The following is a 1122-nucleotide window of genomic DNA, read 5'->3' on the forward strand; positions in this document are numbered from 1 at the left end:
CGAAAGGTGCTATCCGCTTAGACTTATTCAACTGTAAAGGAACTCTTAAGCTAGATGGACAAGAAAGCTATTTCTTGATTCATGAATCACAAGAAGAAGATGATGATCGTACTCGCATCTATCATAGTACAGAGATGGACGGAGCAATTGCTTATGGTAAACCAGGTAAACGTACTCCATTATGGCTATCATCTGTGATCGACAAAGAAATGCGATATCTGCATGAGATTATGCAAGGAGCTCCAGTATCAGAAGAATTTGCAAAACTATTGACAGGTGAAGCTGCTCTAGAAGCAATTGCTACTGCAGATGCTTGTACCCAATCGATGTTTGAAGATCGCAAAGTAAAATTGTCAGAAATTGTAAAATAAACAGAATATAAAGGGGATGAAAAATTTATTTTCTCCCCTCATTTCGGAAATAAGTTAGGAGAAAATCTATGTCAGATTTAAAAAAATACGAAGGTGTCATTCCAGCCTTCTACGCATGTTATGATGATCAAGGAGAAGTGAGTCCAGAGCGTACGCGTGCTTTGGTTCAATACTTCATTGATAAAGGTGTTCAAGGTCTTTATGTCAATGGATCTTCTGGCGAATGTATCTACCAAAGCGTTGAAGACCGCAAGTTGATTTTGGAAGAAGTCATGGCAGTTGCCAAAGGTAAATTGACCATTATTGCTCACGTTGCTTGCAACAATACCAAAGACAGTATGGAACTTGCTCGCCACGCAGAAAGTTTGGGAGTAGATGCTATTGCGACGATTCCACCTATTTATTTCCGCTTACCAGAATACTCAGTTGCTAAGTACTGGAACGATATCAGTTCTGCAGCTCCAAATACAGACTATGTGATTTATAACATTCCTCAATTGGCAGGGGTTGCTTTGACTCCAAGTCTTTACACTGAAATGTTGAAAAATCCACGTGTTATCGGTGTGAAGAACTCTTCTATGCCAGTTCAAGATATCCAAACTTTTGTGAGTCTTGGTGGAGAAGACCATATCGTCTTTAACGGTCCAGATGAACAGTTCCTAGGCGGCCGCCTCATGGGTGCTAAGGCTGGTATCGGTGGTACTTACGGTGCTATGCCAGAACTCTTCTTGAAACTCAACCAATTGATTGC

The 1122-nt window shown here is 40.6% G+C and carries 2 protein-coding genes; both read left to right on the plus strand.

Annotation, left to right across the window (positions count from 1 at the left end):
- Nucleotides 1–371 (plus strand): Gfo/Idh/MocA family oxidoreductase (locus tag QZ359_RS03760; RefSeq protein WP_293960466.1); only part of this gene is annotated, 371 nt, incomplete at its 5' end.
- 68 nt (nt 372–439) lie between these two features.
- A partial coding sequence (locus QZ359_RS03765) for a dihydrodipicolinate synthase family protein (protein ID WP_293960469.1) occupies nt 440–1122 on the plus strand: 683 nt, incomplete at its 3' end.

This window comes from Streptococcus sp. (assembly GCF_019414905.1).
GTDB lineage: Bacteria > Bacillota > Bacilli > Lactobacillales > Streptococcaceae > Streptococcus.